Here is a 25,693-nt window from a genome sequence, read left to right on the forward strand (position 1 = left end):
CCTTACCTTTATCTAAATATAATTACTCAGCTTCTTCTACTTGTTCGCCTTGTCTTGCTTCTAAAATAGCATCCGCCATTTTAGCAGTAAGTAATTTAACAGCACGAATTGCATCATCATTACCAGGAATAACATAATCAATTTCATCAGGATCACAATTAGTATCAACAATAGCTACAATTGGTATACCAAGTTTTTTAGCTTCGGCAACAGCAATGCGCTCTTTGCGAGGATCAATTATGAATAATGCTCCAGGTAACTTAGTCATATTTTTAATACCACCAAGGAATTTTTGCAATCTTTCCATTTCATGGCGAAGAGTGATTACTTCCTTTTTGGATAATACTTCAAATAATCCTTTTTCTTCCATTCCTTCTAATTCTTTCAAACGACCAATACGTTTTTGAATCGTTTGGAAATTAGTCAGCATACCGCCAAGCCATCTTTCATTAACAAAATACATGTTAGAACGAATTGCTTCTTCTTTTACAGCATCTTGCGCTTGTTTTTTTGTACCAACAAATAAAATAGTTTCATCTTGTGCAATTTCACGCACAAAATTGTAGGCATCTTCTACTTTTTTGACTGTTTTTTGTAAGTCAATTATGTAGATGCCATTGCGCTCCGTAAAAATATAAGGAGCCATTTTAGGGTTCCACCTTCTAGTTTGATGTCCAAAATGAACACCAGCTTCCAATAGTTGTTTCATAGAAATTACTGACATATTTATACCTCCTGTTAAATTACCGCCGCAATCCGCATCTTTTATTTTCCACCAATGCTGTAACGCCCTGGCACAGTAAATAAAATTAGTTTGCGTGTGGATTTAGAATACGAATCATTATATCATTTTTTTTTAAAGGTAACAAGTATTTTGTTACTTTTTGTTATTTTTTTTATTCAACTGTAATAACAGTATAATTTCGCTTTTACTAATACCTGTAATCTTCGCAATCTCAGTACTACTATGCCCCTGATCAGCCAATGATAATATAGTATCACGTTTATTACTGCGGGCTAATTCTTTATAATTATCTACACCATTTTCTTGTTTCTCATTGATAGGCATAGCCATTTGACTTAACTCTTTAGCTTCTTTTCTCTGATCTTCTTCAAGTTTAATTTCTGAAGGGTTCGATATAAATTCAATTGGGCAATCTACTATGTCTTCAGTTTTTTTCTCCAAAGGTTTGTTTGCAGCTCTAATTTTTTCATCCAATAATACAATACTTGTATCAGCTGTTTCCAATAGTTCTTCTAAATACTTAATTCTTTCTTCAAGTCGCTGAATCACAAGGTCAGCTGTTTTCTCTAATTCTTCTTGTAATTGATTTGCAGAGGATTTCATATTCAGAGAAAATACGTGTAATAACATATTCCTTTTATAAAATATAAAAAGAATTACAAAAATAATCACAAGTATAGAAACCAAAAGACTTGATAACATACTACCACCTCATTAGCCACGCGTACAGCATTACGTCATGTTTTTATATCAACCAAATGACCAAGTATGGGATCTTCATTAGATGCATGGTTCAACGTTTCACACTCTTTGTCATTCTTTTTAGTACCTTTGCAATTTTTCTCATCTCTTGGGTGATTTTTTTCCCTTGGCTCTTTTTCTCGCCCAATCTTACCGCCTTCACTTTTAGCTGTGCCTTGCACTTGTTGTTGGCGATTTGTCGAAATATCTTTCCATTGTTCAGCAAATTGTTGTTGTTGTAAAGTGTCTTGTTGTTTTGCAATCGACTGCGCTTTGCCAACTTCCGTAGCCTTAGGGATCAGTACTTGTAAATCGACTGAGTTAATAGCCATACCCCTCACCACCCCATTACAATATTACAAATGTCTGACTTGCAATAGACTATCAAAACCTAATAATACATGCTATTTAAAATTTCCAACTTTGATTTCTCCATCTTCTGCATATAAGGAGACAAATTTCAAAGTATCCCGTATTGGTTTAACTAGAGTACCAACAACAACCTTTACACCAGGATAAATGGCCTCTGCTACCTTTATACGTCCAGCACGCATTTCTTCAAATTCCCCTTCAATAACTTTCATACGCGTACGCATCGTTTCGGCTTGACCAACGAGATGGAATTGAGCTTTTGTTAATTTTAGAAGCATTTCTCGTTTATCAGCAGGTATGGTATGCTGATCCATTGCTCTTAGAATGCTTAAAGCCTTTTGCGTTTGTTCAAGATTCACTTCTACCTTTTTAATTTCCCGCCGTATATGCTGATATTCTTCCCTAATTGTTGGGTTGACGCCAACTTCCAACTCCGTACTTGTTGACATCTGGGTTCCAACTACTTTTGCACGGATTTCCTCACCCGCCATAATATTCCCACCAACAATCAATCCACGACGTCCTTCGACCTGGACTTTTTTACCTGCAGTAATACGGGAATGCATAACTACATCACTAACTAATATTTCTACCCCCGCATGAACTGTGGCATTTTCAATAAACTTAGCGACTACATTTTCTTTTGCCTTAACATAGCCACGATGCATACCTTGAATACCCATTTTTATTACTACATTTTTTCCTTCAACTGTTCCGCCGCTGACAGAACCAAAAATTTCTACATTACCATCAGCTTTTACCGAAAATCCAGGCATTACTGATCCACGCACTGTAACATTACCGATAAATTCAATATTCCCTGTAGAAACATCTACATCTTCTTTAATTTCAATAATTGGCAATACATTAACTTTATTATTTACAATTAAGAGTTGTCCTGCAATTTCAGCTTTGATTGTATTCGTATCAACAACCTTGACATTTTTCCCCACAGGTAACATTAAATCTTTACCCGGTTTCGCAATAACTGGATGACCCAATACATCAGTTCCTGGAACTCCTGGAGTTGCCAAAATCTTTTCGGCCAATAAATCATCTTGCTGAACTGTAGTAAAGAGATTCATCTTCTTAAAATCTACACTACCATCCTCCAACTCCTGTGGACGGGCCTTATCTGCAATAGTTACGTGGTATTTTATCTGAGCATTCGTTCCATGAATAGGTTGTTGTCCAGTAGCACATACTACACTAGTACCAGGAGAATCATATGCCTTTTTGATAGCTTCTTGGTTCAGACCAAAAACTATACCACTTGCTTTGATTTTCTCGAATACTGTTTCCATACTCAATGGCTTACATTTTGGCGGTAAGATAATTTCGAGAGATGCTTCCATCTTATCACGTGTCACTACAATTTGAATTTCTGGTTCAGGTGGAGGTACTATAACAGGTTTTTCTGCAATTTTTGCTGGCTGGCCATCAGCTGTCTTTATTGTCTGTATGATAGCATTTTTATTAAATTCAGTTATATCCCGCTTATTTAATTGTTCAATTATCGCAATTTCACTTACAGAAGTTTTCCCTTCTGCAGGAGCGTCAATTATTAAATACACACCGCTGCTATTCATTGTAATTGAATAGCCAGCAAATTCAATTTTTTCTCCAGCCTCAACTACTGCGCGCTCATCATCACTCATAGCCACAACCCCCTTAAACTGTATCAAATAAAGCTTGATTTAATACGTGATAGTGCCCCTCTTAATCTAAAAATTGACTTCGTATGAAGTTGAGAAATACGTGCCTCAGACAGTTTCATAATTAGACTAATTTCTTTTAATGTTAAACCTTCATAATAGTATAATGTAACCACTAATTTTTCTTTTTCAGGCAGTTTGTCAATCGCCTTTGCCAGAGCGTGTTTGACTTCTTCCACTTCTATCTGCTCTGAAGGATTTGCTAAATGGGAAGAAGATGTTTCAGTTTTAATAAACTCTTCCAAAGGGACTATAGTACAAGCATTAAGTTGATTTAGTAAGGTATATAACTCATTTAGTGTAATATTAAGTGCTTGAGCTATCTCATTGTCAGTAGCAACGCGGCAGAGTTTGTTTTCGAGTTGAGATACCGTCTGTTCATATTGTTTCGCTTTTTGTCTGACGCTAGTAGGTACCCAATCTTGTGCACGAATCGCATCTAACATAGACCCTCTGATACGAACTACCGCATATGTTTCAAATTTAATAGCCCGCATAGGATCATATTTTTCAATTGCATCAAGTAAGCCAAAAAAGCCATTACTAATTAAATCGTCTTTATCTACATACTGAGGCAAGCTAATTGCAATCCGGCTAGCAACTAACTTAACTAATGGTAAATAACGTTCAATCAATTTTTCTCTTGTTTCGACTTTTCTAGTTTGTTGATACTCTAACCATAATTTCATAATGTCTTCTATTTTAGCCTGGTTATTAACCATCATTTATAATTACCCCCACTAACTCACATATACATCATTCTTTGGGGCGCGATATCTGCTCAAAATTGCCAGAGGTAAATGGGGCAAATTCAGAATCTGTAGATAAATTTTCGAGCGGTTCCTGCTCGTCAATAATCTCTGTTTCCTGCCTACGTCCCATCTCTTTTTCTAACACTCTTTTAAAAAAATTTTCGGCTATAATACCTATACCATAACCAATAAAACCAAACACAGCAATTGAAATAATAATACGATACAAAACAGTTTCTATTCTAGCACCTTGTAATATACCATTTAGGAGTGTCAGAGCGCCAACAATTGATGCCAAACCTAAAGCAATGCGCAACTTAAGCACTCTCTATCCCTCCCTAATTATAATTCTTTCTCGCCCTTAGCAATTGTCCTAACACGATAGATCCCTGTATCTAATTGCAATTCCACTGTTCGTCCATAATTTCCACCCGTATCATCTGCTACAAGTTTAATATCCATCTTTTTAAGCAACATTCGTACTGCTTCTGAGTTACGTTCACCAACACGCATAACATCCGTTGCATTTGCGAAGGTAAACATTTGAGCTCCACCAGCAATCTTTGCCGTGATCCGGGACTTTACTGCTCCTAATTTTATCATTTCATCAAGCATTAAAGGTAAAGCTGTATTCGCAAACTTTGCAGGGTTTTCTGCCGAGCGAGCTTGTGTACTATCTGGAAGCATTATATGAGCCAATCCACCAATTTTACTCACTGGATCGTATAATGCAATACCAACACAAGAACCTAGCCCGTAACTTATCAGACTACTAGGATTTCGACCAACTTTATAATCAGCCATCCCTACTTTTATCAGTTCTGACATTATTCCTTCACCCCTATTGCCGCCAAAATAGTATTTAACGAACCAGGATCAGGAATTAAGAAGAAATGTCCTTTTACACCATCACTCTCAGTTGTAAATTCAGTTTCAATTACTAGAGCATGATCTCCCATTTGACCTAACTGAATTAAGATAACACTTAAAATAGCTCCAGCCATATCCATAGCCAACGCAGGAATAGATGGTAATAATGTCAACTTCGTGAAATGAGATAATGCATTTAAGTATGCACCTGCAAGAATATTACCAATCTCCATCAAGGCTGATTCATCCATTGAGTTTAGCGATGTTGTATGACCTTGTTCTCGCCCCATTAGCATATCTACTAAATAAAAGGCACTATCCCGCGGTAGTAGAAATAAAATACTGCTAGGTGCAGGACCATATACACGTAAATATACGCCTGCAACCATTGCATCTGGGCCACCTACTACATCTGGAACTTCCCCTAATGGCATAATAGCAATTTTAGGAACCGTCATATCTATTTTTCGATTGATAATTTGGGACAAAGCTGTGGCGGAATTACCAGCACCGACATTGCCAATTTCTCTTAATGCATCCAATTGCAAATTTGATAAATTCAATATTTCATCCGACAATATTTCCACCTCATTTATAGTTCAAAATAACTATATCGCTTTTGTTTCCTGTCCAATCCCAATAATTTCTTCTAAATTTAGTAAAATTAATAGTCGATTCTCTAATTTACCCACTCCACTAAGGTAACTAGCTGCTACACTTCCTGCAACAACATCTGGGGAATCGATATTCTCCTGATTGATAGTCATAACTTCAGATACTGCGTCTACAATCATTCCCACGGATAGTTCGTCAACTTTTACAATAATTATACGGGTGTCTTCTGTAATTACTTGCTGAGGCAAATTGAGACGTTTTTTTAAATCAATAACAGGTAAAACACTACCTCTTAAGTTAATTACACCTTTTATGTAATCCGGAGTGTGAGGAACTCTTGTAATATCTGTAATACGCTTAATTTCTTGGACTTGTAAAATACTTACACTATATTCTTCCCGGCCTAGTTTAAAAACAACTAATTGTACTTCACTATTTGAGTAAATTTGCTCTGACATGTGCTGTCCCCCCCTTATTGGATTAATGAACCTATATCTAAAATAAGAGCTACTTGACCATTACCCAAAATAGTCGCACCAGCAATAATCTTTATACCAGCTAATAATTTACCTAAAGATTTAATAACAATTTCTTGCTGACCTATTAAGTTATCAACAATAATCCCTGCACGTTGCTCGCCGATATGTACGATTACAACAAATAATTCTTCTTGTTGCTGTTCTTGCTGTTCCGTTTCAGGTATATTAAGTACATTAGCTAACCTGACGATCGGAATAATCTGACCCCGCAGTAGAATCACTTCTTTATTTTGTACTGTCTTAATTTCTGATGGCATAATGTTAATCGTACTATCAATGGAACCTAATGGAATTGCATAAATTTCTTCAGAAACCTTAACTAATAATGCCTGGATGATTGCTAATGTTAGCGGTAAGCGAATTTTGAACTTACTACCTTCATTTACCTTGGTTTCGACATCAACCATCCCACCAAGGGACTCTATCTTATTTTTTACCGCGTCCATACCTACGCCCCGACCTGATACATCAGTAACAACGGCAGCAGTTGAAAAACCTGGTAAGAAGACTAACCGAACTGCTTCATTCGCGTCCATAGCATCTGCTTCCCCTTGAGAGATAAGTCCCTTCTCAACAGCTTTGCGCTTAATAACATCAGCATTAATCCCTTTGCCATCATCTTCAACCATTATAATTACGTTGTTTCCTTCATGACGAGCAATTAAACGAATCTCACCAATAGGATTTTTGCCCTTTTCTTCTCTTTCATGGGGCTGCTCAATACCATGGTCGATTGAATTACGTAATAGATGAACTAGAGGGTCACCAATTTCATCAATAACAGTGCGATCAAGCTCAGTTTCCTCACCTTGAATAATAAGATTAATTTCTTTATTAAGATCCCGGGATAAATCACGAACCATCCGAGGAAAACGATTAAATACCTGTCCAACTGGAACCATACGCACTTTCATCACTACGGCCTGTAGATCAGTAGTTACCCTGTCCATTTGCTCAATGGTTTCAACTAAATCTGTTAATTTATGCGTCAAACCAATTTGCTCTAATCTGGTCTTATTTATAACCAATTCACCAACAAGATTTAATAAGGTATCTAACTTGTCGATGTCTACACGTACGGATTGACCACTTTTATTCTTTTTTTCTACAACAGGTTGTGAAACTGTTGTAACAGCAGTTTTTTCAACTTCAGACTGTATCTTTGATGGCTGTTCCGTTATTTTTAACGTAGACTCTTGCTTATGTATTTCATCAGGCAATACGCATGGTAAAACATCAGCTTTATCAATTTCAGAAATTGATAGTACGGTTTGCTGAATTTTGTCTGCTTCAGAGCCAGTAACTATAACAACTTGAAAAGAAAGTGTAAAATTTTCTTTTTCTAATTCCTCTACTGCTGGAACACTTTTAATTACATCGCCTATTTCATCTAATGCGTTCATAACCATATAAGACCTAGCCGATTTTAAAAGACAACCTTCACGCAAAGAAACCTGTATTTCATAGGCTTGCATACCTTGTGCCCGAGCCTTTTGAATAATAGCTATTTCCGTATCACTAAGTACTAAGGAAGAAGCTTCAACTACACTTTTAACCTCCGCGTTTGTAACACTCGTCGGAACTGGTTCACCTTTCGCTAGCGCCTTAAGTTTAGTTATAAGTGGTTTACTGTCAACAGAACTTTCACTATTAGTAGCAACACTTTCAACTAATTGTTCCAATGTGTCTACACATTTAAAGATTGTATCAATAATATCATGACTAGCTTTTAATTGCCCTTTACGAAGCAAGTCCAAAATATTTTCCATCTCATGTGTTAATTCAGCAATCGTTGTAAAACCCATTGTCGCTGACATACCCTTGATTGTATGTGCACTACGAAATATTTCACTTAATACGGATAAATTATCAGGATCATTTTCCAAATCCAATACACAACTATTTAGAGTTTGCAAATGTTCGCGCGACTCTTCTAAAAACATTCCCATATATTGATTCGTATCCAAAATTTCCACCTCCATATTTATTTGACAAGAGATTTAATAATTTCTGCAGCAATCGATGAAAGAGGTACAACTTTATCAACTACACCTAATTCAATAGCGGACTTTGGCATACCAAAAACAACTGCTGTAGATTGATCTTCGGCTATAGTATATCCCTGTTGCTGTTTTATCGCTTGTATACCCTTCGCCCCATCATGACCCATTCCGGTAAGTATGACACCTACAGTTCGTCCTCCATAAATCTTTGCCACTGATTCCATCATTGGATCTACTGCTGGCCGGTGCCCTCCAATCGGAGGATCTTGATTCAATTTTACTACTTTGTTATTTCCTTCTCGCTCGACTGTCATGTGGTAATTACCAGGAGCAATGAAAACCATTCCTGGACGTATCACATCATTATGCTCAGCCTCTTTAACTGTCAAAGCGGATAAAGAATTTAAACGCTCAGATAGAGATTTCGTAAAGCCTGGTGGCATATGTTGTACGATCACAACCCCACAAGGCAGATTACCAGGTAACCTAGTAATAACTTCTTGTAACGCTCGCGGCCCACCCGTGGATGTGCCAATCGTTAAAATTTGTTCATTCTTTGATACCACAGGTGATAAAGCAAGATTAGTCATAGATGGTAGATTTACCTTATTTTTACTTAACTGAGGCATATTGGCTTTGCTCGCAGCTCGGCATTTAGACAATATTTCAGTTCCAATGCCCGCAATGCTGGAAATAGCTCCAGCAGTTTTTGCAACAAAATCCACTGCCCCTAATTCTAAGGCAGCTAACGTTGCATCTGCCCCAGCACTAGTTAAGCTACTGAGCATAACGATTGGAGTTGGTTTTTCCCGCATAATAATTTCTAATGCTTGTATTCCATTCATAATTGGCATTTCAACATCCATAGTTACTACGTCTGGCTTAAAGTGTTTCACTTTATCTACAGCATCTTGACCATTACGCGCTGTATCGACTACTAAAAAATCGGGTTCATTAGAAAATAGGTCTGATAATAATTTTCTCATGAAAGCAGAATCGTCAACAATTAATATTCGTATCATCATCCTACCTCCTATAAGTTATAACCCTTTTGACGCAGCTCCAACTGCTTCTTAAATATAAATCGACTAATTTTATCTCTTACACCATCGCGAGCACCAATAAATTTTATACTCGTCCAAAATAATGGCCGATCAATTTGAGGCTTATGGATTCTAATCACTTCACCTTCAACCTGAATTTCATTTTGTTCAGGTAAAGTGATTATCAAATTTACTTTCGTTCCAATTTTAATTTCTTTCTCACATACAGCCTGCAGTCCACCACCGCTAAGATCCTTAGTAACGACATTAAGAGAAATCAAATTCTCCTGATCATTCTCCAATGCATACTCAATTAAAAGTGGCTGTGCAACATCAAAACGAACAAAAGAACGTTGCTGCGTTTTTTCTATATCATAAGGAGGAGTAATAATCCATACCGGCAAAGGGCTCATTCTCTTAGTTAAAAATTTACTTTTAAAAACATAAACTCCAGTTTCATCAAATAGTTTTCCATAAAATCCTCTTCCAGCCTCAAGCAAAATAGGATGTCCCTTCTGCATTGGCATGGCAATCATCACTTGATTAGAGGTTATTTCTTCAACACGACTTGTAAACTTGGGAGAGTTGACATTTTTCGACAACATAATTTCTAAACGTTGATTTATCTTTAAAATATTTTCCAAGCTAATCCCCTTTTCCTCCTTACTGGAATGTTTTTATCGCATTAGTCCTACTAATTTATTAAAAAATCCTTTAATTCCATCTGTTTTTTTTATAGTAGTTCCATATAACAGACGATTAGCAATTTCTTCTATACAACGTGCTGATGAAGAATTAGGAAATGCCAATAATAAAGGCGTTTGCTTTTTTACAGCCCTAACTAAATTAAGATCTTCACAGACAAAACCCAGACTATTGATTGATAATCCTAGAAACTTTAGAGAAACCTTTATTAATTTATCTGCAGTAATGTTACCCTCATTTGGCTCCAACACACGATTAATGACCAGTTTCAACACAGCATCACTAGAATGATTAGCATAAGTTTTCATCATAGCATAGGCATCCGTAATTGCAGTTGGTTCTGGTGTTGTAATTATAATAACCTCATCAGCAGCTACCACAAAATTCATTACACTCTTATTTATGCCTGCTCCTGTATCAATCAAAATAATATCCGCTATATCATCTAATAAAGTAATCTGATTGACAATTCGGTTTAGCTGCGAGTCATTTAAGTTGGCTAAATTATAAATTCCAGAACCACCTGACAAGAATTTTATGCCAAGGGGACCGTCCGCTATAATATCAATTAAAGAAAATCCGCCTTCTAATAAATGCAATAGATTATAAGGGGTTGAGCAACCTAATATAACATCTACATTACCCATGCCTAGGTCAGCATCTAAAATTACAACTCTCTGACCTAATTTAGCTAACGCTAATGCTAAATTCACTGTGAAATTAGTTTTACCAACACCACCCTTACCACTTGTAACAGTAATTACGCGGGTATTAGTATGATTTGCCTTAATCACAGAACTACTAGGTTTAAGAGGAACACTTTGTACCATCTTTCGCAATTTTTCCGCTTGATCCCACATTCTAATCCCTCAAAATCAATGGTGTTAATTTAGTAAAATCGACTAATTCTATATCATCAGGCACATTTTGGCCATTAGTAACATAAGATAAAGATAATGGAAACTGATGCAAAAGATTTATTATTGTACCGATATTTCGAGTCTCATCAATTTTAGTAAAAATAACTTTATCTGGTGAGCAGACAGAAAACTTTTTCACAATATCTAAAGCATCTTTGTACTTTGTAGTAGCACTCAATACTAAATACTTTTCAATCGTTTCATCTATTTGCAAAAGGCTCTGCAATTCTTCTATCTGATCACTATTATGAGGACTTCTACCAGCTGTATCAATTAATATTAGTTGCTTATCCTTATTAGAGTTCAAGACCTTTTTTAATTCTTCCCCATCATATACGATATGAATTGGCATCCCCATAATATCAGAGTAAGTCTTTAATTGTTCAACGGCAGAAATACGATAGGTATCTGCTGTCACCAGAGCAACTTGATATCCGTCTTGAATTGCAAATTTGGCTGCCAATTTTGCAATCGTTGTCGTTTTACCAACCCCAGTTGGTCCAATAAACGCAACAATTTTCCTGCCATCCTTAGGGATTTCAATCCCAGAAGCAGATTCTAAATAAGTTTGAATTTGTGCAATTATCATCTTACGAAGTTCAAAACTTGCAGTATCAAATTTAGATGAATCAACCGGTAAATCCTGTAATATTTTTTCGGCAACCTGAACATCAATATCATTATTGATTAATAGCTCAAGTGCTGGAGAGCTTTTGCCATCCTTGGGAATTTTATGTAGTACCTTTTCTAACAAATTACGCATGCTAGCAAGCTCAAATTGTACTGCAACATCCTTAGATGTTTCTTTACCACTAGGCTCTATTATTTGTTTTTGTATTGAAGGTGCTGACACTGGCGTAGCGACTGGTGTTTCAATCGCTGCCGTGACTTCTACTTTTTCTTTTAAAAAGTAACCAAAAATTCCACCTCTACGAATTTTTCTTGTATGTAATATAATCGCATCACGGCCTAAAACCCCCTTAACTTGCGCCATAGCCTCCTGTATAGTATCAGCAGTAAATACTCTAACTTTCAATTATATTTTCACCATCCCTAACGATTGCACTTCAACATTGGATTCCAGTTCTGCATAAGATAAAACAATTAAATTAGGTATGCTGCGCTCTACTAATTTATAGAAATACGTTCTAACAGCAGGACTTGTAAGAATAATTGGTTGATAACCAATATTTGTAATTCTAGGTAACTCTTTAGACAAGCAAGATATGATTGTTTGAAGGACGGTTGGTTCAAGAGCTACATAAGAACCATTTTCATTGCGTTGTACTGCGCCTGCAATCAAGTTTTCCAACTGTGGATCAACGGTTAAACAAGTTAAAATGTTATTTTGGGCATATTGCCTTGAAATTTGTCTAGCTAATGCATGACGAACATATTCCGTTAAAATATCTGTATCTTTAGTTAGCTGAGCATAGTCAGCTAGGGTTTCAAAAATTGTCACCATATCTCGTATAGAGATCCGCTCACGTAATAATTTAGCTAATACCTTTTGAATATCACCAATTGACAACAAGTTCGGTGTTAATTCTTCTACTACAGTTGCATTATTTTGCTTCACAGATTCAACTAAGGTTTGAACTTCTTGACGTCCCAAAATTTCAAAGGCATGACTCTTAACAACTTCTGTAAGATGAGTCGCTAATACCGATACAGGATCTACCACAGTATACCCTGCTAGTTCCGCCTGTTCTCGATTTGCCTCTTGAATCCATAATGCAGGCAAGCCAAAAGCAGGTTCTACCGTTTCAATACCGCTAACTTCCTCAAACACAGTGCCTGAGTTCATAGCTAAGTAATGATCAAGTAATAATTCGCCCTTAGCAATCTCTATCCCTTTTAATTTTATTACATATATATTAGGTTTTAATTGAATATTATCCCGAATTCGAATAGTAGGAACAATCAACCCTAATTCTAAAGCACATTGACGACGGATCATAACTACACGGTCAAGCAAATCCCCGCCTTGAGAAACATCTACCATAGGTATAAGACTATAACCAATTTCAAGTTCCATCGTATCAATTTGTAATAACGATACGATATTTTCTGGGTTACGTACCTCTTGATTTTCCTTTTCTTCTAAGCTATTTATCTCCGATTGTGCTTCATGTTGCATACTTCTTCTTAACACAAAGCCAATTGCAAAAGCAATGAGAGCAAGAGATAAAAAAGGGATAATTGGCAAGCCAGGAACAAAAGATAACATTGCCAATACGCCAGATACAATAAAAAATACTCGTGGTGTTGTAAAAATTTGTGCCACAAGATCATGACCCAGATTCGAATCAGATGCAGCTCTCGTCACCACGATACCGGTTGCCGTAGAGATTAACAATGCTGGTATTTGATTAACTAAGCCTTCCCCAACAGTCAATAAAGTGTAGCTTTGTAATGCCTGTACTATACCTAAGTTTCGCTGGACCATGCCAATTATAAAACCACCAACAATATTGATAACAATAATAATAATTGCAGCTATTGCATCCCCTTTTACAAACTTACTCGCTCCGTCCATCGCTCCATAAAAATCAGCTTCTCGTTGAATCTTAACGCGACGATGACGTGCTTCAGCATCTGTAATCGCGCCAGAGTTCAAATCAGCATCAATACTCATTTGTTTACCCGGCATAGCATCCAAAGTAAACCTAGCAGCAACTTCCGCGACACGCTCAGAACCTTTGGTAATAACCATAAACTGTATAATAATCAAAATAACAAACATGATAAAACCAATGATAGCATTACCACCAACTACAAAGTTACCGAATGCCATAATGACTTCGCCTGCATAACCATCAAGTAAGATAAGTCGCGTTGACGACACGTTTAGTGCTAACCGAAATAAGGTGGTAATTAACAATAAGGAAGGAAAGATTGAAAACTGCAATGGCTCAACATTATAAACAGCTATCATTATAATAATAAGAGCTAGAGTAATATTTAATGTTAACAATAAATCCAATAAAACAGATGGCAATGGAATTATCATCATGACAACAATCATAATAATTGCAAGACCAACTACAATATCACTATATTTTGTTATTTTAGAAAAACTTGAAACCGGCGCTGTTTGTGTAGCCACTTTTTTCGCTCCTTCTAATTAAGAAAAACGTTTTTTCAATTTATAAACATATGCTAATACTTCTGCTACGGCCTGGTATAATTCTGGTGGTACTGGTTGATTAATCTCAACAGCAGCATATAAGGCACGAGCTAATATTTTATTTTCAACAATAACAACACTATTTTCTTTGGCAATTTCCTTAATTTTTTGCGCTATTAGATCCTGCCCCTTTGCTACGATAACGGGGGCCAACATCTCTTTATCATATTTTAAGGCAACAGCAAAGTGAGTTGGGTTTGTCACAATCACATCAGCCTTTGGGACTTCTTGCATCATACGTTGCATAGACATGGCTCTCTGACGCTGTTTGATTTTGCCCTTTATTTGTGGGTCACCTTCCATTTGTTTAAATTCTTGCTTAATATCATCTTTACTCATTTTTAAGCTTTGTTTATGTTCCCACCACTGATAAAAATAATCAAATGCGGCTAACACCATCATTACAGCACTAATCTGAAAAACCAAGTCTAAAATTAGTGATACCGCTAAATGTAACGAATCGATTAGTTCTGCCCCAACCAAAGCAGGAATTTGTTGTGTCTGTTTTATCATAAAGCGGTAAATAAAATAACCAATAATAACTATTTTCAATATTGATTTTGCCAGTTCCACTATGGATCGTTTAGAAAATAACCGTCCAAACCCTGCAATCGGATTTATTTTACTAAAACTAGGCATAAGAGGTTCCAATGAAAAGATAAAGCCAACCTGAAGAAAATTAATTATCAAAGATATTAACAAAATAACGCACATCATTGGTAAGGCTGTTTTTAAAAACACAACACCAAAACCGAAAAAATCTCCTGTAGAGAATTTATTGTAATGTCTGGTAAAACTAAATTAGAAAAAATTAATTGCATATAACCAATTAATTCATCGTAAATATAAGAACCAATGACTTTGAGTGTAAAGAAAGCTGCTAGAATAACAAATACGGAATTCACTTCCGTGCTTTTAGCAACTTGTCCCTTGTCCCTGGCTTCTCCCTTACGTTTTGCAGTCCCCTCTTCTGTTTTTTCCCCGGCAAATAACTGTAAGTCAAAATCTAATTTATTATAGGAGTGACATAAGCTCACTTTATCCCAAGAGTGCCAAGAGTCGGAAGATATCTTTATACATTCCATTAAACGCCATCTCCAAAAAAATTATATAAAAAGGCAATGCTAAAGATAATACAAAAAGACCAATAAGAATTTTTCCCGGCACACCCACAACAAAAATATTCATTTGTGGCATTGTACGAGCCAATATTCCTAGAGCTATATCTGTTATTATTATCGTGATAAGAATTGGCATACTAATCTTTAGTGCAATAACAAAAGTTCCACTAACCATGTTAATAATAAAGTCTGATAGTGCTGCCTGAACTGTAAACCCAGTTACAGGAACTAATTTAAAGCTAGAAAACAACGCAGATAACAAAACATGATGACCATTTGTAGCTAAAAAAACTAGCAATGCTAAGATATATTTAAAGTTACCAATCAACGGAACCTGAGTACCTGACTGTGGATCAATTATATTAATAACACCAAAACCTATCTGCATATCAAGTAATTGACCTGCCATTTGAACGGAGGAAAAGACTAGAGAACTAACAAACCCTATAATCAAACCAATAACAAGCTCTCCCATAACAAGAAAAAGATATGGAAGAAAATGTTCTGGTATTACGACCCCACTTTGATAAGCCAGCGGAAATAGTATATATGTAATTATGAGCGCTAGGCCTACTTTAATATACTTATTAATGTTCTTACTACCAAAGATAGGCGTCATCATAAATATACCAGTAATACGAACAAATATTAGTAGGAAGAAGGCCACCTGATTTTGCATTAACGCAAAAAAATCCACAAAAATTACTCCTTACATCAACGGACCATATTTGGTAAATTAGTGAAAATTTCACGTGTATAATCAACCATCAAGCTTAACATCCATGGACCAAATACCAATATTGCAACAAAGATGGCAATTATTTTAGGAATAAAAGCTAGTGTTTGTTCTTGGATCTGCGTCGTAGCTTGAAAAACACTAACCATAACACCGACTAATAAGCCAAGTCCTAACATAGGTGCTGCAATAAGTATCACCATTGACAAAGCATCACGACTAATTTGAACTGCCATATCGCCTGACATAAAACCCTCCTTTAGTGGAAACTATGAATCAACGAGAGAACAATCAAGTGCCAACCATCCACTAATATAAATAACAATAATTTAAAAGGTAGTGAAATCATTACGGGTGGTACCATCATCATACCCATTGACATTAAAGTACTTGCCACCACCATATCCACGACAATGAAGGGAATGTAAATTAAAAAACCGATTTGAAAAGCAGTTTTCAGTTCACTAATAATAAAAGAGGGTATCAACGTTGTAGTTGGTACATCCTCTGGGGAATTGGGACGGGGACCTTCTGTCAAATTAACAAATAAGGCCAAGTCATTTTCTCGCGTCTGTTTAAACATAAACTGACGCATCGGCTTTAATACTTCTGTCATAGCCGTCTCCTGAGAAACCGTACCTGCTAAATAAGGTTGAAGGCCATTTTGATTAGCCTGATCCAGATAAGGCGACATTGTAAAGAAAGTTAAGAATAAAGCCAAACCTACCAAAACCTGATTTGGTGGCATCTGCTGTGTAGCAAGAGCACTACGCAAAAAAGATAATACGACAATAATCCTTGTAAAAGATGTCATCATTATTAAAATTGATGGCGCTAAAGTTAACACGGTCATGGTAAGTAAAATCTGCAAACTAAGTGCTACATCCTTAGGTTCGGTAGCAGCCTCCACCCCAATATTTAGATTTGGAATTGGAACTAATGGAGCAGAACTGGCTAATGATGGAGTAACCAATAAGACGGTGAAAGCAATCACACTAAAAAATATGTTTCGATATTTAGACACTTACCTTACCTCTTCTCGCTTTCCTGTTTTTGTTCATTTTGCGTAAATGCGCCAAAAGTACTAGGAAATGTTTGGGAAAGTCGTTGTAGAGAAGCGAGTTGCCTTTGAAAAACCCCCTCAAACTGTTCTTTAGGCACAGAAAGCTGTTCTACTTTTAACTTTTTGATTTCCTCAACATCTGTTATTTCTTGCAAAACACTAATATTTTGATCTGTAACTCCTAATATCAAAAACTTACCTGCAATTTCAACGATGTATACTGCTCGATTAGCCCCTAAAGACAAAGTACCCACTATTTTATTGCTACCAATTGCCGATAAACCTCCCAACTTTTTTCCTAAAAAACGGGAGGCAAAATAAGCAAGTCCAATAACAAGTGCAAAAGTCAGTAATAGAGAAAAAATATAGGAAATGGTAGAAAACCAAGATACAGAGGCAGTGGGCTTTGGTTCTTGATATTGCAAATATTCACCACCAACTTCTGCAGCATAAACTGGGTCAATTGTTAATACTCCGGAGAAGAGTATTAACAATATTACTATAAACATTCCTAGGTAATTCTTATTATTCATTATTAACCAACTGCTTTACGAACAGCTTCCAGCACTCTATCAGGTTGAAAAGGTTTTACAATAAAGTCACGAGCACCAGCTTGAATGGCTTCAACTACCATTGCTTGTTGCCCCATTGCACTGCACATGATGACTTTGGCACTAGGATCAAGTTTTTTAATTTCTTTTACGGCAGTAATACCATCCATTTCGGGCATAGTAATATCCATCGTAGTAAGATCAGGTTTTAGTTCTTGAAATTTTTCAAGTGCCTTCAAACCATTTTCCGCCTCACCAACTATTTCGTATCCATTTTTACTTAAAATATCCTTTACCATCATGCGCATAAACGCAGCATCGTCAACAATTAATACTCTCGTTGCCATTTCTATATCTCCCCCTAATTACTTATAACTTATATTAATCAATCATTAATAAAAAAATAGTCTTACTGCAAATTATAGGTACGTTCTAGTGGACTAATAATGTCAGTAATTCGAACACCAAAATTCTCATCAATAACTACAACTTCACCTTTGGCTATCAATTTTCCATTTACTAATATATCTACGGGTTCTCCAGCTAATTTATCTAGTTCAACAACTGAACCTGGTGCCAACTCTAAAATATCTCGAATCAACTTACGGGTTCGCCCTAACTCCACAGTGACCTGTAACGGGACATCCATTATAAGATCAATATTTGTATCAGTAGCAGGCATAGTTCCTGGCATCAACGGTGCGAACTGCACTGGTTGCACATTCACATGCTGAGCAGATTGTTGTTGTACTGGCATAGCAACTTGCTGCTGGACTTTCGGCGCTTGTGTTTGTGGTGATGAAGCTGCTACTTTAGGCGCTTGAGCAGCAGGTGGTGCATTTACTGGTTCTACAGCATTTATTAAGCTATCAACCATTTCCTTAGCAACATCAATCGGTAAGATTTGCATAATTTCACTATCAATTAAATCTTCTACTTCCATACGGAAAGCAACACGAACAATATCATCATTTGTCCCAACAGCATTTGTAATACTAGAAGCAACAGCAAAATCGATTAGGTTAACACTAGGTGGCGAAATATCTATTTTTTTACGGAACATAGTTGACATGGAGGTAGCAACCCCTCCCATCATCTGGTTCATAGCTTCGCTCACGGCACTCATATATAGCTCATTCAATTCAGTTGGTGGATTTGTTCCATCCCCCCCCATCATCAAATCTGCAATAATTAAAGCATCCTGTTCTCTTATCGCTAGCACATTCGTTCCGAGAATACCATGCGTATATCCAACTTCAATAACTAAATAAGGAAGAGGATACTGACCCTTTATATCTTCTAGATTAGATACAGATACACGTGGTGTAGTAATTGATACTCGTCGACCAAGCAGCACTGATAATGTCGTTGCTGCACTGCCCATAGAAATATTACCAATTTCACCAAGAGCATCTTTTTCTATATCCGATAAGTCAGGGGCTGGAGAGGATGAAGTCGCCTCGCTGCCCTTCAGCAAAGCATCAATCTCATCTTGGGAAAGAAAGCCTTCACTCATTATTTTCATCTCCTTCAGAAATCACTTTTGTAACTTGTAATGCAACTTTGTGCCCAGAAATCCCTGGTTTACCTCTGAATTTTTTATTTTGACCGACCATAACATCTAAATCCTCTTCAACTTTGCTATTTAACTGTAGAACGTCATTCACCGTTAAACCTAGTAGTTCCTGTACGGTTATTGTAGTTTTACCTAACTCAACAAATAGAGGGATAAAAGCTTTCTCTAGTTTACGTTGTATAGCATTAATATGCTCCGGCAATGCCTGTTTTGCTACCGAAGACGCAACCCAATAAGTCGTTGTTAATTTAGACATAATTGGTTCAAGAACTAAATAAGGAATGCAAATATTAACTAATCCTTCAGCTTGACCAATTTTAATATGTAAAGTAATAATAACAACCATATCATTAGGCGGTACAATCTGAGTAAACTGAGGGTTTGACTCCATTATTTCTAATTTTGGTTCTATTGCGACAACCTGCTTCCAAGCTTCTTGAAAACATTCTAAGGTTTTATTAATAACCCTTTTAACAATAGCTTCTTCGATGTCCGTTAAAGAGCGAGTTTTTGTTGGTGGTAAGCCAGGCCCGCCAAATAGTCGATCAATAATAGAGAAGATGACATTAGGATTAAATTCTAAAATTGCATTTCCTTTAAGAGGACGCATTTGGAACACACCAATCACACTTGGATTTGGCAATGAACGAATAAACTCTTCATAGGTCAACTGATCAACAGAAGCTACATCAATATGTACAATTGTCCGAAGATGTGCAGAAAGGTAAGTATTCATAAGTCGAGCAAAATTTTCATGCAACATATACAGTGTACGAATTTGATCTTTAGAAAATTTATCAGGTCTTTTAAAATCATAAGCTTTAATTTTTCGTTGCTTTTGCTCATCCTTAATTTCTTCAGCAGACACTACACCCGTAGATAAGGCAGACAATAGATCATCGATTTCAGATTGTGATAATACATCTGATCCTGCCAATATTCCCCCTCCTTTCCCATCTAATCTATTACTTATTATAATATGACATAATTTTTAAATCTACTGTAAAACAAAATTAGTAATATATACATCGTAGACTCTATCGTCACCAAACGCTTTATTAATTTCATTTTTTAGAAGTTCTTTTAATTGTTCTTGCTTTAAAGGATCAAAATCTTCAATTTTTTGCGATCGTAACACATATACTGCTGTATCAGCCAACTTTACTTCCTCAGGAGAAGTACCTTTTCCTGTAGCCGCTGCACTCTTTTTATCAGGCTTTAATTCTACAATAAGCCCAATTTTTAGATAACGTCCACTATTTGCTCCGCCAATATTAATAATTAATCCATCTTTTGCATCACCTAATTTAACAAAAACCCCTGGATCTCGTTGAGAAGATTTCTTATCTACCGTTCTGTCTGAGACAATTTTAGTAGCAATAAAATAGGAAATCCCTCCCGCTAACAATAAACCAACTACAATCATTCCTACAATCATCATCATAGAAAACTTCTTTTCACCATCAGCCACTGCTACACCTCCAATTTCATCTAAACGTACTACACTGTAAATCGCCATTTTAATAATGTCTTATCTTTAGGATCTCGGAAAAATAAGGCATCTTACATAATACTTTATTCAAATGATAAGATAACAAGGATTTTCTATTTATCATATAATTTTCTTTTTTTAAGACTCATCTCAATAAATTTATTTTTTTATCGAAATTTACCAAAAATAGCTCGCCGGTAATCCATAACTTTGCGCACTACCTCATCCATTGATTCTTCTACGATTATTTTCCTACCACCAGTAAGAGTAATGACCGTATCAGGGGTCTCTTCAATCGTTTCGATTAATTCAGCATTTAAGACAAACTCTTCTTGTGATTTAAGACGCGCCACTTTTATCATATTATATCCTCCAAAGATTAATGTTGATTAGATAAGGGGGATATTATCCCCCTATACTATTAACGTTTAAGGTTTACAAGTTCTTCCAACATAGAATCATCTGTAGTAATGATTTTAGAATTAGCTTGGAATCCACGTTGGGTAACAATCATATCACTAAATTGTTGTGCTAAATCCACATTGGACATTTCTAAACTACCAGGAGTTAAAGTACCACGGCCACCAGTACCAGCCTTACCAACCTGGGCTTGACCTGAGTTACTTGATGAGGTATATAGACTATCACCGGATTTAAGCAAGCCACCTGGGTTATTAAAGGTAGCCATAGCAACTTGTCCTAAGTTCATTTTTTTACCATTAGTAAAAGTACCTACAATCGTACCATCACTAGCAATCGTGATACCGCCTCCAGCAGTTAATGTACCTGCTGTATATCCGTCTGAGCTATCCATCTTAGCGGTTGTATCAGTACCATATTGAGTCATAGTAGAGAAGTCAGGTGTTATCGTAAACGCACCCGCGCCACTATATGGACCACCTGCAGGATTAATTGTAATGGTTGCAGCTGGGTTTGTTTGTAACTTGCCCAACGCATCAAAAGCAAGAGTTATTGGTGCTGAAGTAGTAACATTTGCTACAACTGCACCATTTCCATTTGTTACTGTAGCTGCCGGCGTAAAGGTCCATACGTTAGCTCCAGTCTTCTCAAATGTCCCACTTAACTTGTATGCATTCCCTTGGGTATCATATACATTCAGCGAAGCCGGTTGATCCGAAGATTTGTCATTTGCTGCTTTAACTGCATCTGTAGCTGCTGTTACAGCGTCAGCTGCCGCCTTTGCTGTTACATTTGCCGTTGCTGATAATGCAGCTGAATTTGCAGCCGTTGCCGCTGCATTTGATGCTGCAGTGGATGCCGTTGTTGCTGCTGTTCCTGCGTCTGTTGCTGCTGTTCCTGAAGATAATACTGCTGTTGTTGCTGCACTTTGGGCTGCTGTTGCATTTGCCGCAGTTAATCCCGCTCCAGACAATGCGTTTGCGGCTGCTTGTAATGCTAATGCATCGTTCTTTGCTGCTATTGCATCGTTCTTTGCTAATGTTGCAGATGCTAATGTTGCTGCTGTTGCATTTGTTACTGCTGCTGTTGCGGACAACACTGCAGCGGTTGCCGCTGTAACTGCATTATTCGCAGCTGTTTGGGCTGCTGCTGCGTTTGCCGCCGTTAGCCCCGCTCCAGATAATGCGTTTGCAGCGGTTTGGGCAATGCCAATGAGTGAGCTTACATTAGTTGCGTCTACCTTTGCTTGGGTTGCTGCACTGCTTGCTGCTGCGGCTGCAGTACTTGCTGCAGCATCAGTATTACTTTGATTAGTTGCAGCTAAAGCAGCGGCATCTGCAGCCGTCTTATTTGTATTTGCGGTAGCTAGTGTATTGGCTGCAGCGATTCGTTGAGCTGCTGTTCCATACGGATTCGCACTTGCTGATAAGTTTCCTACCACCGAAAGGGTACTTGACACTTTGGCAGGCATGCTAGAACCAACAGGAACCGTTATCCCTCCTATAGGACCAGTTGTATCAACCACACCGGAACTATTGCCTTGCCACCCCAGAACCTTAACACCATTGCCATTTACGAAATTACCTAATGCATCAAAAGTAAAATTACCAGAGCGAGTATACTGTTGATTTAGGGCATCACCGACAACAAAAAAGCCCTGTCCTGTAATGGCTAGATCAGTTTGTACACCTGTTGATTGGGTACTGCCATCACTAAAATTCGTATTAATCGAAGCTACACTTACACCAAGACCAACCTGCATGGCATTAGTACCACCTGTATTTCCTGAACCACTAGAAGCACCTGATAGCGTTTGGCTTAACATATCCTGAAAGGTAACACTACCAGATTTAAAACCAACTGTATTTACGTTAGCAATGTTATTGCCGATAACATCCATTTTGGTTTGATGATTACGCAAGCCGGAAATAGCAGCGTATAAGGAACGCATCATAATAAATCGACCTCACTTTTTTTTATTAGGACTGTATCAATCATTCAACAGTCAAAGGCTTCCTTTAAAGGTCCAGCCTTATACAATTACCGCACTATCAATATTAGTAAATACATTATCACGGGTATTTGTACCGTCCATAGCAGTAATTACTGTTTTATTTTTTACGCTTACCACTAAAGCCAGATTATTATTACTCATAAATACCAGTGACTCTTTAGCTCCTTTTTGTGCAGCTTTTTCCACTGCGTCATTTAATTTACCTAATTCAGCTTGTCCCAATTTAATATTTCTGCTTTGTAGCCGTTCTAAAGCATGCTGTGAAAAGGTTACACCCGCCATCTCTTTAGTTAAAATCTGATTAAAAGGTGTAGCATTGTTCTTAATTTGACCATTTGCATTACTACTCAAATTACTAGCAAGATTATTTACAGGAATCAGGGGTTGTTGCAAGCGGTAAATACTATTATCTGTCATCTTTCTAACCTCCTGCTAAAGCTACTATTTTGTAACAGTAGTAACTTTACCCATATCCACTGTTGTATTAACAATAAGACTCTTAACTTGTGTGGAACTAAAAGTATTTTGTACTACATTCCCACTTGCATCTTTTACTACATTCCCATCTTTATCAAAAGTTACTGCCGTAGCGGTAAAGCTTTTGCCATCAGCACTCAAAACTGGTGCTGTAAAAATTATACCCGTATGTGATACTTTGCTACTATCAGTCCAACTAACTTGTTTACCGACAAAATCAGCTGCTGCCGTTGGAGTAAATTCCGGATAACTTGCTGCATCGACTTGCGTCACCAAACTAGCTTTCCCGTTAGACAGACTAACCCCACTTACAGCTCCAGTATATGTTTTACTTCCATCATCCGATGTCCATTTTATACTATCGCCAATCATACCACTAGCCTGTACACCATTCATGGAAGTATTTAAATTATTCATTTGTTCCAAACTAGAGAACTGGGCTAGTTGTGCAACAAATTCCGTATTATCCATCGGTTTCGTTGGATCTTGATATTGCATTTGTGTAATCAATAGCTTTAGAAAATCATCTTTACCTAAACCTGATGAAGTCTTTTGCTCAGTGGAAACTGTAGTTGTGCCAGTAGCACTTGTAGTAACAGTAACACTCATAACGTATTCTCCTCCTTTTATATACGATAATCTACGCCTGAACCGTCAGAAGTCGATTCCGTTACACCAGTTGAATCGATTGCTTCAAGAAAATCTTCTTCTATTTTCTTGTTATGTACTTTCACGCTAGGTTGTTGTTGGTTTTCACGCTGTTGTCCATTAGAGAAAAAATCGCCTAAACCTGCATACACACCTACATTTTCAATCTTCAAGCCTTGATTGGACAGATCTTGCTTTAACTGAGGTAGTGATGCCTCAATAATACTGCGAACTTCACTATTATTGGAATGGAAACTTGCGCTAACAACACCGCTATCAACTGTCACTTTTAAAGTTAATTCTCCCAAATGCTCAGGTTTTAGTTGGATGATCATTTCCGTGTTTTTCTGCCCAGTAACTACACGTGCTTGTTCAACAATTTGTGATGCAATATTATACGGATCCTTTACTGGTTGTTGCGGTACTTGCTTTGCATCTGAAACAACAACTTGATTTTCATTTTTTACTACCTGCTGATTCAGCAAGCTAGCAAAAGTATCTGTATCTTTTACTGTTTCGTCTACTAAAGCATTTTCTGCACTTAACTGCGCTTTACCACCTGTCAATATTGTATTTTCTTTGCTATCACTTGTTATTGCATCAACAACATTTACTACTGATTGAGGAGCTGTCACATGTTTTACATCAGCAGTACCAACCAATTCTGCAAGATCTTCCGTCGTAGTTGTTCCTGTAGTTACTCGATCTAGAGCTGTTTTTTTGCTATCAACTTGCGCTGCACTATTACTTTTTACTACTCCGTTACTATTGTCTACAGCAGCAAAAGAAGCTATTGTTCCTAGTAATGTCTTATTGGCAGTCAAATCTACTTTGTTCGCAGAAACATCTGCAGTTTGTGCCTGCCCAAGCAGTTGCTTAACTTGTAATATTCCCTGTAATTGTGCTTGTGTTAGCTCGCCAACTTTATTACTGTCTACAGATGCATTTGTGTCCGTCATTTTTGCTAATAATGCTGCTAATTGACTGGGAGAAGTGTTCATGCCAGTGACTAAACCATTACCCGCTACTTCAGACAATTGACCTTTAGTGTCATCTGCACCCAAATCATTGGCAAGTTTATCACTACTTTGATTAGAATTTGGATTTGACGTCACTGTAGTAGCAATAGCTGGCACAGCCATCCCCATCATTGCCGCCATTAATTGGGTTGCAGTGTTGTCTTTTGCCTTTGCATCATCCTTAGTATTTGTGTTGTCATCTTTGCCATTTTTATCAGTCTGATTGTTTAACACTTTGGCAAAACCCGTTGTTGATTGATCACTTTTGGTGCTATCTTTTGTAGTAGCCCCCTGTGGCACAACCTTTGGTTTCGTTTCTACAGGAATCACGTTTACCATTGTAGCCATTTTTTTCACCTCCTTTCA

The 25,693-nt window shown here is 37.1% G+C and carries 28 protein-coding genes and 1 pseudogene; all 29 read right to left on the reverse strand.

The window, feature by feature from the left end:
* Positions 1 to 22: 22 nt before the first annotated feature.
* Positions 23 to 724 carry a 30S ribosomal protein S2 gene (gene rpsB / locus QSJ81_RS12540; RefSeq protein WP_285717711.1) on the reverse strand — a complete coding sequence of 234 codons (702 nt, stop codon included), beginning with the start codon at positions 722 to 724 and terminating at the stop codon, positions 23 to 25.
* Positions 725 to 877: 153 nt separating this feature from the next.
* Positions 878 to 1,447, reverse strand: a complete 570-nt coding sequence (locus QSJ81_RS12545; RefSeq protein WP_285717712.1) for a hypothetical protein — start codon at positions 1,445 to 1,447, stop codon at positions 878 to 880.
* 35 nt (positions 1,448 to 1,482) lie between these two features.
* Positions 1,483 to 1,818 carry a hypothetical protein gene (locus QSJ81_RS12550; RefSeq protein ID WP_285717713.1) on the reverse strand — a complete coding sequence of 112 codons (336 nt, stop codon included), beginning with the start codon at positions 1,816 to 1,818 and terminating at the stop codon, positions 1,483 to 1,485.
* Positions 1,819 to 1,890: 72 nt separating this feature from the next.
* Positions 1,891 to 3,516 carry a flagellar assembly protein A gene (locus QSJ81_RS12555; RefSeq protein ID WP_285717714.1) on the reverse strand — a complete coding sequence of 542 codons (1,626 nt, stop codon included), beginning with the start codon at positions 3,514 to 3,516 and terminating at the stop codon, positions 1,891 to 1,893.
* A gap of 23 nt (positions 3,517 to 3,539) precedes the next feature.
* On the reverse strand, positions 3,540 to 4,298 hold the full coding sequence (locus QSJ81_RS12560) for a FliA/WhiG family RNA polymerase sigma factor (protein ID WP_285717715.1): 759 nt from the start codon (positions 4,296 to 4,298) through the stop codon (positions 3,540 to 3,542).
* A 31-nt stretch (positions 4,299 to 4,329) separates the two neighbouring features.
* Positions 4,330 to 4,650: a hypothetical protein gene (locus QSJ81_RS12565; RefSeq protein ID WP_285717716.1), complete on the reverse strand. Its 321-nt coding sequence runs from the start codon at positions 4,648 to 4,650 to the stop codon at positions 4,330 to 4,332.
* A 17-nt stretch (positions 4,651 to 4,667) separates the two neighbouring features.
* Positions 4,668 to 5,153: a chemotaxis protein CheD gene (locus tag QSJ81_RS12570; protein WP_285717717.1), complete on the reverse strand. Its 486-nt coding sequence runs from the start codon at positions 5,151 to 5,153 to the stop codon at positions 4,668 to 4,670.
* Positions 5,153 to 5,773 carry a chemotaxis protein CheC gene (locus QSJ81_RS12575; RefSeq protein WP_038671319.1) on the reverse strand — a complete coding sequence of 207 codons (621 nt, stop codon included), beginning with the start codon at positions 5,771 to 5,773 and terminating at the stop codon, positions 5,153 to 5,155. Before QSJ81_RS12575 ends, QSJ81_RS12570 begins: the two co-directional genes overlap by 1 nt.
* A 30-nt stretch (positions 5,774 to 5,803) precedes the next feature.
* Entirely contained in the window at positions 5,804 to 6,268 is a 465-nt protein-coding gene (locus tag QSJ81_RS12580; protein ID WP_285717718.1) for a chemotaxis protein CheW, read from the reverse strand.
* Between the two features lie 14 nt (positions 6,269 to 6,282).
* Positions 6,283 to 8,319, reverse strand: a complete 2,037-nt coding sequence (locus tag QSJ81_RS12585; RefSeq protein ID WP_502929653.1) for a chemotaxis protein CheW — start codon at positions 8,317 to 8,319, stop codon at positions 6,283 to 6,285.
* Between the two features lie 14 nt (positions 8,320 to 8,333).
* On the reverse strand, positions 8,334 to 9,374 hold the full coding sequence (locus QSJ81_RS12590) for a protein-glutamate methylesterase/protein-glutamine glutaminase (RefSeq protein WP_285717774.1): 1,041 nt from the start codon (positions 9,372 to 9,374) through the stop codon (positions 8,334 to 8,336).
* A gap of 11 nt (positions 9,375 to 9,385) precedes the next feature.
* Positions 9,386 to 10,039, reverse strand: coding sequence for a flagellar brake protein (locus QSJ81_RS12595; protein ID WP_285717720.1), 654 nt, complete (start codon positions 10,037 to 10,039; stop codon positions 9,386 to 9,388).
* Between the two features lie 33 nt (positions 10,040 to 10,072).
* The gene (locus QSJ81_RS12600; protein WP_285717721.1) at positions 10,073 to 10,960 is read right to left on the reverse strand and encodes a MinD/ParA family protein; all 888 of its coding nucleotides are present in this window, start codon (positions 10,958 to 10,960) and stop codon (positions 10,073 to 10,075) included.
* A gap of 1 nt (position 10,961) precedes the next feature.
* The gene (gene flhF / locus QSJ81_RS12605; RefSeq protein ID WP_285717722.1) at positions 10,962 to 12,056 is read right to left on the reverse strand and encodes a flagellar biosynthesis GTPase FlhF; all 1,095 of its coding nucleotides are present in this window, start codon (positions 12,054 to 12,056) and stop codon (positions 10,962 to 10,964) included.
* Entirely contained in the window at positions 12,057 to 14,129 is a 2,073-nt protein-coding gene (gene flhA, locus QSJ81_RS12610; RefSeq protein WP_285717723.1) for a flagellar biosynthesis protein FlhA, read from the reverse strand.
* 18 nt (positions 14,130 to 14,147) lie between these two features.
* Positions 14,148 to 15,295, reverse strand: a pseudogene (flhB, locus tag QSJ81_RS12615) (flagellar biosynthesis protein FlhB).
* Entirely contained in the window at positions 15,249 to 16,028 is a 780-nt protein-coding gene (fliR, locus tag QSJ81_RS12620; RefSeq protein ID WP_285717724.1) for a flagellar biosynthetic protein FliR, read from the reverse strand. Before fliR ends, flhB begins: the two are co-directional and overlap by 47 nt.
* Positions 16,029 to 16,045: 17 nt before the next feature.
* On the reverse strand, positions 16,046 to 16,315 hold the full coding sequence (gene fliQ / locus QSJ81_RS12625) for a flagellar biosynthesis protein FliQ (protein WP_285717725.1): 270 nt from the start codon (positions 16,313 to 16,315) through the stop codon (positions 16,046 to 16,048).
* 11 nt (positions 16,316 to 16,326) lie between these two features.
* Entirely contained in the window at positions 16,327 to 17,073 is a 747-nt protein-coding gene (gene fliP / locus QSJ81_RS12630; protein ID WP_502929654.1) for a flagellar type III secretion system pore protein FliP, read from the reverse strand.
* Between the two features lie 23 nt (positions 17,074 to 17,096).
* Positions 17,097 to 17,663 carry a flagellar biosynthetic protein FliO gene (fliO, locus tag QSJ81_RS12635; protein ID WP_285717727.1) on the reverse strand — a complete coding sequence of 189 codons (567 nt, stop codon included), beginning with the start codon at positions 17,661 to 17,663 and terminating at the stop codon, positions 17,097 to 17,099.
* A gap of 2 nt (positions 17,664 to 17,665) precedes the next feature.
* Positions 17,666 to 18,028 carry a response regulator gene (locus tag QSJ81_RS12640; protein ID WP_285717728.1) on the reverse strand — a complete coding sequence of 121 codons (363 nt, stop codon included), beginning with the start codon at positions 18,026 to 18,028 and terminating at the stop codon, positions 17,666 to 17,668.
* Positions 18,029 to 18,090: 62 nt separating this feature from the next.
* Positions 18,091 to 19,197, reverse strand: a complete 1,107-nt coding sequence (gene fliY, locus QSJ81_RS12645; RefSeq protein WP_285717729.1) for a flagellar motor switch phosphatase FliY — start codon at positions 19,195 to 19,197, stop codon at positions 18,091 to 18,093.
* A complete protein-coding gene (fliM, locus tag QSJ81_RS12650) occupies positions 19,190 to 20,194 on the reverse strand; it encodes a flagellar motor switch protein FliM (protein ID WP_285717730.1) in 1,005 nt (334 codons plus the stop codon). Before fliM ends, fliY begins: the two co-directional genes overlap by 8 nt.
* A 60-nt stretch (positions 20,195 to 20,254) precedes the next feature.
* Positions 20,255 to 20,728, reverse strand: a complete 474-nt coding sequence (locus QSJ81_RS12655; protein ID WP_038675172.1) for a flagellar basal body-associated FliL family protein — start codon at positions 20,726 to 20,728, stop codon at positions 20,255 to 20,257.
* Positions 20,729 to 20,916: 188 nt separating this feature from the next.
* Positions 20,917 to 21,111 carry a flagellar FlbD family protein gene (locus tag QSJ81_RS12660; RefSeq protein WP_285717732.1) on the reverse strand — a complete coding sequence of 65 codons (195 nt, stop codon included), beginning with the start codon at positions 21,109 to 21,111 and terminating at the stop codon, positions 20,917 to 20,919.
* Positions 21,112 to 21,170: 59 nt separating this feature from the next.
* Complete coding sequence (locus tag QSJ81_RS12665) at positions 21,171 to 23,123, reverse strand: flagellar hook-basal body complex protein (RefSeq protein WP_285717733.1); 1,953 nt, start codon at positions 23,121 to 23,123, stop codon at positions 21,171 to 21,173.
* 78 nt (positions 23,124 to 23,201) lie between these two features.
* Positions 23,202 to 23,600: a TIGR02530 family flagellar biosynthesis protein gene (locus QSJ81_RS12670; protein ID WP_285717734.1), complete on the reverse strand. Its 399-nt coding sequence runs from the start codon at positions 23,598 to 23,600 to the stop codon at positions 23,202 to 23,204.
* A 24-nt stretch (positions 23,601 to 23,624) separates the two neighbouring features.
* The gene (locus QSJ81_RS12675) at positions 23,625 to 24,269 is read right to left on the reverse strand and encodes a flagellar hook capping FlgD N-terminal domain-containing protein (protein WP_285717735.1); all 645 of its coding nucleotides are present in this window, start codon (positions 24,267 to 24,269) and stop codon (positions 23,625 to 23,627) included.
* A 17-nt stretch (positions 24,270 to 24,286) separates the two neighbouring features.
* Positions 24,287 to 25,675, reverse strand: coding sequence for a flagellar hook-length control protein FliK (locus QSJ81_RS12680; protein WP_285717736.1), 1,389 nt, complete (start codon positions 25,673 to 25,675; stop codon positions 24,287 to 24,289).
* Positions 25,676 to 25,693: the final 18 nt, after the last annotated feature.

The organism is Pelosinus sp. IPA-1 (genome assembly GCF_030269905.1).
GTDB lineage: Bacteria > Bacillota > Negativicutes > DSM-13327 > DSM-13327 > Pelosinus.

Coding starts and splice junctions, on each gene's coding strand:
- rpsB (WP_285717711.1), bottom strand. CDS start 724: ATGTCAGTAATTTCTATGAAACAACTATTGGAAGCTGGTGTTCATTTT.
- QSJ81_RS12545 (WP_285717712.1), bottom strand. CDS start 1,447: ATGTTATCAAGTCTTTTGGTTTCTATACTTGTGATTATTTTTGTAATT.
- QSJ81_RS12550 (WP_285717713.1), bottom strand. CDS start 1,818: ATGGCTATTAACTCAGTCGATTTACAAGTACTGATCCCTAAGGCTACG.
- QSJ81_RS12555 (WP_285717714.1), bottom strand. CDS start 3,516: ATGAGTGATGATGAGCGCGCAGTAGTTGAGGCTGGAGAAAAAATTGAA.
- QSJ81_RS12560 (WP_285717715.1), bottom strand. CDS start 4,298: ATGATGGTTAATAACCAGGCTAAAATAGAAGACATTATGAAATTATGG.
- QSJ81_RS12570 (WP_285717717.1), bottom strand. CDS start 5,153: ATGTCAGAACTGATAAAAGTAGGGATGGCTGATTATAAAGTTGGTCGA.
- QSJ81_RS12580 (WP_285717718.1), bottom strand. CDS start 6,268: ATGTCAGAGCAAATTTACTCAAATAGTGAAGTACAATTAGTTGTTTTT.
- QSJ81_RS12590 (WP_285717774.1), bottom strand. CDS start 9,374: ATGATACGAATATTAATTGTTGACGATTCTGCTTTCATGAGAAAATTA.
- QSJ81_RS12600 (WP_285717721.1), bottom strand. CDS start 10,960: ATGTGGGATCAAGCGGAAAAATTGCGAAAGATGGTACAAAGTGTTCCT.
- fliQ (WP_285717725.1), bottom strand. CDS start 16,315: ATGTCAGGCGATATGGCAGTTCAAATTAGTCGTGATGCTTTGTCAATG.
- fliO (WP_285717727.1), bottom strand. CDS start 17,663: ATGAATAATAAGAATTACCTAGGAATGTTTATAGTAATATTGTTAATA.
- QSJ81_RS12640 (WP_285717728.1), bottom strand. CDS start 18,028: ATGGCAACGAGAGTATTAATTGTTGACGATGCTGCGTTTATGCGCATG.
- fliY (WP_285717729.1), bottom strand. CDS start 19,197: ATGAGTGAAGGCTTTCTTTCCCAAGATGAGATTGATGCTTTGCTGAAG.
- QSJ81_RS12660 (WP_285717732.1), bottom strand. CDS start 21,111: ATGATAAAAGTGGCGCGTCTTAAATCACAAGAAGAGTTTGTCTTAAAT.
- QSJ81_RS12665 (WP_285717733.1), bottom strand. CDS start 23,123: ATGATGCGTTCCTTATACGCTGCTATTTCCGGCTTGCGTAATCATCAA.
- QSJ81_RS12670 (WP_285717734.1), bottom strand. CDS start 23,600: ATGACAGATAATAGTATTTACCGCTTGCAACAACCCCTGATTCCTGTA.
- QSJ81_RS12675 (WP_285717735.1), bottom strand. CDS start 24,269: ATGAGTGTTACTGTTACTACAAGTGCTACTGGCACAACTACAGTTTCC.
- QSJ81_RS12680 (WP_285717736.1), bottom strand. CDS start 25,675: ATGGCTACAATGGTAAACGTGATTCCTGTAGAAACGAAACCAAAGGTT.